Annotated in this window: 3 protein-coding genes; all 3 read right to left on the bottom strand. The window is 62.6% G+C overall.

Annotated elements, in window-relative coordinates:
• Positions 1-273: 273 nt before the first annotated feature.
• Positions 274-2,739, bottom strand: a complete 2,466-nt coding sequence (locus FHK92_RS22090) for a TonB-dependent siderophore receptor (protein WP_181289986.1) — start codon at positions 2,737-2,739, stop codon at positions 274-276.
• A gap of 294 nt (positions 2,740-3,033) precedes the next feature.
• A complete protein-coding gene (locus FHK92_RS22095) occupies positions 3,034-6,234 on the bottom strand; it encodes a non-ribosomal peptide synthetase (RefSeq protein ID WP_181289987.1) in 3,201 nt (1,066 codons plus the stop codon).
• Positions 6,231-10,349 (bottom strand): condensation domain-containing protein (locus tag FHK92_RS22100; RefSeq protein ID WP_181289988.1); only part of this gene is annotated, 4,119 nt, incomplete at its 5' end. The genes FHK92_RS22100 and FHK92_RS22095, both read right to left, overlap by 4 nt.

Consider the following 10,349-nt stretch of genomic DNA (forward strand, 5'->3'; position numbering starts at 1 on the left):
ATTTTTTGTAGGAACACGCGTTCCCGTGGCGAGGGAGCTTGCTCCCGCTCGGCTCTGTAGGAGCTGGCGAAGCCTGCGATCTTTTGATCTTTGATCTTTCGCTCCAGAATGAATTGGCAGTGAAAAGATCGCAGCCTCGCTTCGCTCGGCGGCTCCTACAGTGCAACCCAGCGGGAGCAAGCTCCCTCGCCACGGGTTTGTGTTTCCAGCCAGATTGACCCCGTAAAAAAACCGACCCGCACAAGGCGGGTCGGTTTTTTGTTTTGGGAGAAATCAGAACTGTGGCGTGTACTTTACCGTGAACATCAAGTTACGCGGATCGCCAAAGTTGTTGTTGCCGTTGAGCTGGTTGTAGGCCGGCGCTATGTAGGTCTTGTCGAACAGGTTGTTTGCATTGAGCGCCAGATCGATCTCTGACGTCAGCTTATAGCCGACCCGAGCGTTCCATACCGTGTAACCCGGGACCTCATAGTCAGCAAGATAACCCAACGTATGACTTTGGGTGGTAAAGCCAAGACCGGTGCTGACACGATTCCAGTCCCCAGTGAACTGGTAGTTGCCCCACACGCGCAGCATGTGTTTCGGTGTCCAGCTGCTGAACACTTTGCCTTCATCCGCGCCATTCAGATTCTTGGTGGTGTTGTAGGTGTAGCCCGCGAACAGCTGCAGATTGTCGATCACTTCACCACTGATTTCGGCCTCGATGCCCTGGCTGCGCACCTTGCCCGAGGCTGTCGAGCACCCGAAGCCACCACACCCCGAACCGCCGTCATTGAGGGCACGGTTTTCATGGTCGTAGCGGAAGACCGCCAGGGACGTATTGACCCGACCGTCCATCAACTCACCTTTCAGTCCCACTTCATAATTGGTGCCGACGACGGGCTTAAGCACGGAACCGCTGGCATCAACGTTAGTCTGCGGCTGGAACACATCGGTATAGCTGGCGTAAACCGCCCACTCACGGCTCAAGTCGTAGACGATACCGGCGTATGGCGTGACCACCCCGGTTTCGGTTGAATAGCTTGGCGTGTTGCGTGTAATCCCGGCTGCGAGTTCATTTTTCGACTTATAGCTGAGGTCGTACCAACTGACCCGGGAACCCAGGATCAGCGTCAGGTCATCCACCGGCTTGACGCGCCAGGTGCCGTACATGCCTTTCTGGCGCACGTCGTACTTGCTGAGGACGCCCATGCCGCCCGCAGCGATCAAACTGTCATAGCTGATGTCCGGGCGGTCATTGTCCAGGTCGAAGATCGAGTCGCTGGTGCTGTTGAAGGTACGGGCATATTTATCATCCGTCTCCAACTGCGAGAAGTTGCCACCCAGCATGACCTCCTGTTCCATCGACAAGGCTTCGAACTTGCCGGTCAGGTTCATGTCCAGACCGGCCTTGGTGGACTGAAAGTCGGTCAGGAAGTCGGCATATTGCACGCCACTGCCGTCGGGCAAGAGACCGCCATTTCTCTGGACCCGCTGGTTTTTCGCCTGGTTATCCTCGCTCATATACACGCCCCCCACCTTGAACGCCCAATCATCGTTGAAGCGATGCTCCAGATCGGCGTAGTAGGTGGTGACGTCTATTTCCGAACGGTTCCAGCGCGCGCCGGTGTAGGTTGAGCGCGACACGTCCGGCATCGAGCCGTCGGCGTAGCGCGGCAAACCACGGATGTTGCCGCGCGACTCGCCATTGGATTGGCTGACCGCCAAGCCCAGGGTGGTGTCTTCGCTGAGGTCGACGTCCAGCGCACCGTACATCGAATGGGTCTTGCTCCAGGCATGGTCAACGAAGGAATTGCTCTGGTCTTCGTCAAGGACGATACGGCCACGGATATTGCCGGCGTCGTTCAGCGGGCCACCAGCATCTAGTTGCAGACCGTAGTGATCCCAAGAGCCGGCCTTGCCGGTCAAGGTCACGGTCGGTGCGCTCTGGCCACGCTTGCGTACCAGGTTGACGGCGCCGCCGGGGCTGCCGGTGCCTTGCAGCAGGCCGGAGGCGCCACGGAGGATTTCCAGGCGGTCATAGAAAATCAGGTCCTGGGTCGCCCAGTTGCCCAGCGAATAGGTGTTACGCGGGATCGGCACACCGTCGTACTGCCAGTCGTCGATCTGGAAACCGCGCGACGACAGGATCATGCCCTGGCCGACGCCCTGCAGGCCGACGATGCCGGTGGTCTGGTTGACGGCGTCCTTGAGATTGACCAGGTTCTGGTCATCCATCTGCTTGCGCGTCATCACGGTGATCGACTGGGGAATTTCCTTGAGGGTGTGGGTGCCCTTGCCGATCGTCACGGCATTGCTGGTGTACGAGTGGCTGCCTTCGGTCGTCGCATTCAGCTGTTCGGCGTTGATGGTCGTCGCGCCCAGTTCCAGGCCCGCGCTGGCGGAACCTTTTACCAACATCAGGGTGTTGCCCTCGACGCTGTGGCGCACGCCGGTGCCCTTGAGCAACTCGGTGATGGCTGCCTGCGGGCTCATCTTGCCGCTGACGCGATTGCTTTTCAGGCCGGCCAATTCGTCGGCGTTGTAGATCACTTGCTGGTTGGTCTGTTGGCCGAACGCTTGCAACGCCTGCGGCAGCGGCTGCGCAGGGATGTTGATGCTGACGTCCTCCGCCATCACCTGGGCGCTAAACGACAACGCACCGACCAGACCCAGGCCCGACAACACCCGGCGCGAACGCAGGCCGCGGGACATGACCAGTGCCTTGAACAGCGGTTTCAACTCATGAATTGCCGACATCGTGCTCTCTATTATTGGTAGAAGTGAAAAGTCCATTGGGCCGAAGGGCCTGCCGTTCGCCAGCACGGTGTACCTGCTGACCGGCCCCTCCCCGGGACGGTCATCCGGCTGGACGACAGCGAAATTTTTCCTGGACATAACCGGCGCCTGGGCTGCCCTGCCCGAGCCGATTTGCCCGCATACCTTAGTAAGACGCAGCACCCGGGGAAAACCGGAATGAGTTTATTTATCATTTGCGCAGAAGTTACAAAAAAGGCCGACGCTTGTGGGCGTCGGCCTTTTGTTCATGCCCGGTCAACTACCTTGCGCCGCCTTGGCGGCTTGCAGTTGCCGAGCCTGCTCGGTCAATCGCGCTTTTTCTTCGGGGCTCATCGCCTCCATGCGCAGGCGTGCCTGGGCGATTTTCTCCAGTTGTCCCGGGCTGCTTTCCTCCGCCCGCAAGGCCATCGCCAGAGACGCCACGGTCGGATGATCGAAGACCAGCCCCGGATGGATGTCGCACTGCAACAGCTTGCGAATGCCGGCCACCAACTTGATCACCAGCAACGAATGACCGCCGGCGGCGAAGAAGTCGCGGTCGATGCCCAATCGTTCAATTCCTAGCAGTTGCGCCATGCGCGCAGCGAGCAATTGTTCGAGTCCGTCACGGGGTCCGGCGCCCTCTTCATGGCCCGTCGCGACCGCCAACTGCTGCAACGCCTGGCGATCGATCTTGCCGTTAGCCAGCCGCGGGAAGCGTTCGATCAGGTGCCAATGCTGCGGCACCATCACGCTGGGCAAGCGTGCGTTCAGTTGCGCCCGCGCGGTGTCCAACACATCCGAAGACAGGACTTGGCGTGCCACGATAAATGCCCGCAAACCCTGCTCGTCCGGCAACACCAGCGCCTCGCCCACCTGAGGCACGCGCAGCAACTCGGCCTCGATCTCCGCCAGCTCGATACGGAACCCCCGCACCTTGACCTGCTGATCGCGCCGCCCGTGCAACTGAACCCCGCCGTCCGGGCGATAGCGCGCCAGGTCGCCCGTGCGGTACAGGCGCTGCGCCGGATCGAACGGACTCTGAATGAACGTCTGCTCATCGGTCTCGGCATTCAGATAACCCCGGCATAACTGTGCGCCGCCCAGGTACACCTCGCCCAGCACGCCCACCGGCGCCAGCCGCCGCTCAGCGTCCAGTACGTAAACTTGGTTGTTACCCAGCACCTGGGTCAGCGCCGAGCAGTCATCGTCGCCCTTCAATGACAACGGATGAATCATGACCCCGACGGTGGCTTCGGTCGGGCCGTAGTGGTTGAACATCCGGCAATCGCTGCCCAACCGGGCAATGCGCTCGACCAAGGTCGAAGCAATCGGCTCGCCGCCGAGCACCAGGGTGCGCGGCAATGTCGCTTGCTCGCTGGCGAGCAACGCGGCGAGGTGCGACGGCACGATCTTCAGGCAATCGATTTGATGCTGGCGCACGAACCCGGCAAACAACGCGCCGTCCTGCATCTGTTCGTCGCCGGCGACATGCAGCGTCGCGCCATTGAACAACGCGCCAAACAGCGCCGTGTTGCCCAGGTCCGCCGCCACGGTGGAGCTGAAGGCCACGTGTCTGCATTGATCCAGCGCCAACGCCTGGCTGGCCTGGGCGGTGTAGTTAAGCAGTTGCCGATGCTCGATCACCACGCCTTTGGGCGCACCGGTGGAGCCGGACGTGAACAACACGTAGGCGATGTCGTTGCCCTTGGTCGCCAGCGCCGGCAACGTCGCGTTCGCTGGGCTCAAACCGGCCAAGGTCAGCGCCTTGTGCGGATGGCCCTGCCATGCTGGCAGGCGCGCCGCATCGGTCAGCACCACCGCGGCGCCGGCCTGTTCCAGCATCAACGCCTGACGGGCCTGGGGCCATTGGGTATCCAGCGGCAGGTACGCCGCACCGATGCGCCAGCTCGCCAGCATGGCGATCACCAGCTTCGCCGACCGCGGCAAGGCCAGGGCGACAATCGAACCCTCGCCCAAGCCCTGGTCCTGGAGGCCGAGGGCCACGCGCTGGACCTGTGCGTTTAGCTGACCGTAGCTCAAGGACTGATGGGCGTCGGTCAGGGCGATCGCGTCCGGCGTATTGAGCGCCAGATCGGCAATGCGCTGCGGCAGATAGCGGTTATCGGCCAGCGCCTGCATCGGCGGATTGATCGCCCGCAAGCGCTGTTCCTCGCTGCGCCCCAGCAGGTTGAGCTGCCCCAGCGGTGTCTGAGCGGCCGCAACGATAGAGGCCAGCAGCGCGTCGTATTGTTCCAGCACGGTGCGGGCGGCGGCTTGCGAATAACGAGCGTCGGCGTAATGCAGGTCGATCGCGACAGGCTGCAGGGCATCGTCCAATTGAACCTGCAGCAGCAGCTCAAGCGGATCGGTCTGCACAAGCGAAGAACCCGTCCACTTCAGGCGGCTGTCGCTGTGGACGAATCTTGCCCGACCGACCGCGAAACCGTAGGCCGGATACGCCGCGTCAGGCGCCAGTTCCGCCGTCCAGTATTCCTGCCAGGTGCGATGGGTTTCGAGATGCGCTGCCAATTCTCCCAGCCACTCACTGAACGGTGCACTGGCGGGTAACTGGACGCAAAGCGGCAGGGTTTTCTCGAACACGCCGATGGCATGGGCGAAGTAATCGTAATCGCTGCGACTGTCGTGACGCACGGCCACCAGCGCCTGGTCGGACCCGCTCAAGCGCCCCAACAGCAGCCACCATGCGCCTTGCAATAGCGTCTCCAGCGGTTGCCCGAGTTCATCGGCCAAGCGCTGCAAAGCATCGCGCCGGGCCGGTTGCAACGCCAGTGACACATGCGCATCGGCGGTCCCGCTGCCAGCGCGGCGCGCGGCCAGCCATGGCGTGTCGATCTGCACCTGCAAACCTTGCAGGTGTCGCTGCCAATAGGTTCGTGCGGTGGCGGCATCCTCATCCAGCACCACTTCGCTGCGCCATTCCAGATACTGGGCGAATTCGCCCGGCGCTTCGTCCTCTGACGCCTGGCCCGCGTAAGCCTGCCGTACCTGCCCCAGCAGCAGGTTCATCGATGGCGCATCGACACAGTAGCGGGCGATGCCCAGCAGCAGTTGCCATTGCCGAGGCGCCAGACGATAAAGCACGGCCTGGACACCGGCCGATTCGCCGATCACAAAAGCCCGGCCCAGGGTTTCGCCGATCTGCGCCTGGACCTCTTCGACGGGTTGTTCGCTTGCGTGCGTCGTCAGCGGGAAGCACCCGGCGTGGGCCACCTGACGCAAACCGTGGAAACCGGCGACCTTTACCAGCCGCGCCAGCAACATCGGCTGCTGCGCCGCTAGCCTGTCGAAGGCGTCCTGCAATCGCTGCGGATCGAAATCGCCGTCGATGACCACGCTCACCCAGCGCAAAGCCTCGCCACAGCTCACCGTGCCCGACAGTTGCTCAAGCGCCCGTTGCTGCTCGGGCGCCAGGGCGAAACCCGCGTCCTGCGTGTCCATCATCACCTCGTTCATGCTCCGGTTTCCTCGGTATTGAATGCGCCCCGGGCGGATTGCCCAACGGTCGATGGCCGTTGCAGGCTGGCGTGGTCATACATGTCGCCCATGGCGACGACGATCTTGCGCGGCCCTTCGAACGGGTCGCGGGCGTGGGCCACCAGCATGTTGTCCAGCAGGATCACATCGCCTTTCTGCCAGTCGAAACGCACCGCACAGGCTTCATACAATTCACCGATACGCGCCATCACCTCATCTTCGATCGGGGTGCCGTCGCCGTAATAGACGTGTCGGGGCATGCGCTCCAGGCCATACATCGACAACAGGTCCTGGCGCACGTCCGGCTCGAGCCAATAGAGGTGATGCAACTGCACTTGGTTGAAGAAGGATTTTTCCCCGGTGATCGGGTGCGTGATGATCGCAGGCCCTGGCGTGCGGGTCTGCAATTCGTCGTTGTCGAGCCAGCGCCACTGGATGCCGCCTGCCCGGCAGCGGGCCTCCACTTCGCGGCGATCCTCGGTCTTGAAGAAGTGCTGCCACGACACGTCGAGCTTGTCGGTGAAGGTGCGCACGTAGAGCAGCCCCTTGCCTTCGAATTTTTCGCGAAGGTCCGCTGGCAACTTCTCGTACATCAGGCGGCAGTCCACCACCGGCGTCGCGCCGCCGACGGGGGCGGCCTGCTCGCAGTAGAACATCTGCTTGCGCGGCCAACGGTCCTGATGGGAGCTCTCGTTGTGGAAAAGGATCATCTTGCGTTCCGGGTACGGCGTGGACCGGTAGGTGTTCTTGCCCCCTTCTTTCTTCGGCAAATCGCCGTACTGGCCGTACAGCCCCGGTTGAATCGCTTCGGCGAACGCTTCGAAGCCCTGGATGCCGTCCAGCGCGAAACCACGGAAGAGGATGCCGGCGTGTTCGGCCAGCTTCTGCTCGATCAACGGCCGGTTCTGCCGGATCCACTCGATGACGTCCAGGTGCGGCTCGCCGGGCTCCAGCATCAGCGGAAAACGTTGAGGCGCCGCCACCAGCGATTCACGCACCAACGCCGGACGCGGCCGCGCTGCAGGTGTTGCCGAGCGCTTGAGGAACTTGCCCAGTTTGTCGGCCTTGGGCCCCGAGACGTTGGTTGGCGTGGCGACTGTCGCCACGTTGTCGACTGGCATGCTGATAGCTCCCAATTGAATGTCCTGATCAGCGACGATCTGTTCCAGCAGGGTCGTCCAGGCCCGGATCAGGTACTGGACGCGCTCATGTCCGAACAAGCGTGTGGCGAACTGCCAATTACCGCGCAATTGCCCTTCTTCTTCGTCAACGAACAATGCCATGTCGAATTTAGAATGGTTCTGCAGCGCCGGCAGGAACTCCACGCTCATGCCCGCCATGGAGCGCGTGCGCACCGGTACGTTGTTCATCACGAACAACACTTGGAGCAACGGGTTCATGCCTTTGTGACGAGGCACGCCCGAGGCGTCGACGATCTGGTCGAACGGCAAATCCTGATGCTCCAGCGCGCCGAGCAGAGCGTCCTGGGCCTGGGCCAGGAATCGGCTGAAGGTCACACGCGCATCGAAGCGCGAACGCAGCGGCAGGACGTTGACGAAGAAGCCGATCAAGCGCTCCAGCTCAGGTTGCTCGCGCCCGGCCACGTCAGCCCCCACCACCAGGTCCTGGGCGGCGCAGAGACGATGCAACAACACTTGGAACGAGGCCAGCAGCGTGCTGTACAGCGTGACGCCGGCCTCGCTCGATAGCCGCCGCAATGCCGCGCTGAGTTCGACAGGAAGTTCGAACTGCAACGCATCGCCCTCATACGACGAGGTCTGCCCGCGAAGGTTGTCCAGCGGCAGATCGAGGCGCCCGTTGTAACCGTCGAGCCGCTGCTTCCAATAGTCGGCCTGGCGCGCCAATACGCCCTGGTCTTCCAACGCCTGCTGCCACAGGGCAAAGTCGTGGTACTGAACGTCCAGTGGCGCCAGCGGCATCGGTTCATGGCGCGAAGCGGCTTCGTAGATCTGCACCAGTTCGTTGATCAACAACCCCATCGACCAGCCATCGGAAATGATGTGGTGCATGGCGTACAACAACACGTGCTCGGTCGGGCCCAGGCGCAGGATCCGCCCGCGCAGCAGCGGCGCCTGTTCCAGGTCGATCGGGGTGCGAGCATTGTCCAGCGTCGCCTGGGCCACCTGCTCCTGCTGCGCGCCGGGGGAAAGATCGGAAAGATCGATCAGCGGAAAATCCAGCTGGACTTCGTCGGCGATCACCGCCAGTGGATCGCCTTCGTCGTCCTGGACATACGCGGTGCGCAGCACGGCGTGACGGCGCGTCACTTCGGCAAAACTGCTCATCAGCCGCTCGACCGATAGCTCGCCGCTCAAGCGTAGGGCCATGGGCATGCCATACGCCGAAGTACCGCCGGACAGTTGCTCGGCGATCCACAACCGCCGTTGCACCAGCGACAGCGGTGCCGATTGCCTTGGCCCATGGGCCTTGAGCCGAACCGTGTTGGAATCGCCTGCACGCACGGTTGCGTCACCGCTCTCGCTCATCAGCGCCGCCAGCGCGCTGAGCCGTGGATGGTCGAACAGATCACGCAAGCTCAGCGGATAACCCATGAGTTTGCGCAGCCGGGAGATGACCTGGGTCGCTAGCAGGGAATGACCGCCGCGTTCGAAGAAATGATCGTTGCGCCCGACCTGCTCCACTTCCAGGACTTCCTGCCAGATGTTGGCGATCTGTTGCTCCAATTCATTCGCAGGTGGTTCGTCACCGTTTTGCATCCCCCCGGTTTCCACGCCCGGCAACGCCTGGCGGTCGAGCTTGCCGTTGGGAGTCAGCGGTAGTTGGTCGAGGAACAGCCAGTGGGCCGGGATCATGTAGTCGGGCAGGTGCTCCTTGAGTCGAGCCTTGAGCGGATCGCGCAGGGTGTCGGCGTCCAGCGAGGCCACCACGTAGGCGACCAACTGCTGCCCGCCCGGCCCCTCCTGGGCCAGCACGGCGACTTCGTTGACCTCGGGTTGCTGCAACAGCCGCGCTTCGATTTCTCCGAGTTCGATACGGAAGCCGCGGATCTTCACCTGATGGTCGATACGGCCCTGGTATTCGAGCACGCCGTCGGCGCGATAACGGCACAGATCGCCGGTGCGGTACAGGCGTTCGCCGGTGGTGGAGAACGGATTCGGCACGTATTTCTCGGCGGTCATGGCGGCGCGGCCGAGGTAGCCCCGAGTGATGCCGGCACCACTCAGGTACAGCTCCGCCGAGACGCCTTGGGGGACGGGTTGCAGGTTCGCGTCGAGCAGGTAGCTGGCGGTGTGTTTGAGGGGGCGGCCGATGTTGGCCGTGCCGCCTTGGGTGCGGCGGGTCCAGGTGGAATAGGTGGTGTCTTCCGAAGGGCCGTACAAATCGTAGACATGCTCAACCCCTTGTGGGAGCGAGCCTGCTCGCGAAGGCGTCCCATCAGTTAGCCCATCATTGACTGACCCACCGCTTTCGCGAGCAGGCTCGCTCCCACAGGTGAGGGGTGTTGGGTAGAGGGCATTCACCAGGCTCTGCTTCAGCGGCTCACCGGCCAGGTTGATGATGCGCACGCTTGGCGGAATCTCACCGCTGCGCTGCAAGGCGGCAATCGCCGAAGGCACGGTGTTGATCAGCCGCACCTGGTCGCGGGCAGGCAGGTGCGGCAGCTCCAGGGCGTTGCGGGCGATGATCAGTGAACCGCCGTTGGCCAGGGTCACGAACAGCTCCCACACCGACAGGTCGAAGCACACCGAGGTAGAGGCCAGCACGCCTTGGATGTCGTCGCGGCTGTAGACGGATTTGGACCAGTCGATCAGCGCCAGCACGTTACGGTGGGCGATGGCCACGCCCTTCGGTTTGCCGGTGGAGCCGGAGGTATAGATGACGTAGGCGAGGTTGTCCGGTGTGACCGCTGTGACCGGCTCACTCAACGGATAGCGTGAAAGGTCGAGCTGATCGAGCATCAGCACTTCGGTTCCAACCGGAACCGTCAACGTCACTGCCTGCTCAGTCAGCAACACCCGCGCCCCACTATCATCGAGCATGTAGGCCACGCGCTCGGCCGGGTAATCCGGGTCCAGCGGCACATACGCGCCACCCGCCTTGAGCACCGCCAG

The sequence above is a fragment of the Pseudomonas brassicacearum subsp. neoaurantiaca genome, from assembly GCF_013608025.1.
In the GTDB taxonomy this organism is placed as follows: Bacteria; Pseudomonadota; Gammaproteobacteria; order Pseudomonadales; family Pseudomonadaceae; genus Aquipseudomonas.

Excerpts from the sequence above, each read along its gene's own strand:
- FHK92_RS22090 (WP_181289986.1), bottom strand. The coding sequence starts at position 2,739 with ATGTCGGCAATTCATGAGTTGAAACCGCTGTTCAAGGCACTGGTCATG.
- FHK92_RS22095 (WP_181289987.1), bottom strand. The coding sequence starts at position 6,234 with ATGAACGAGGTGATGATGGACACGCAGGACGCGGGTTTCGCCCTGGCG.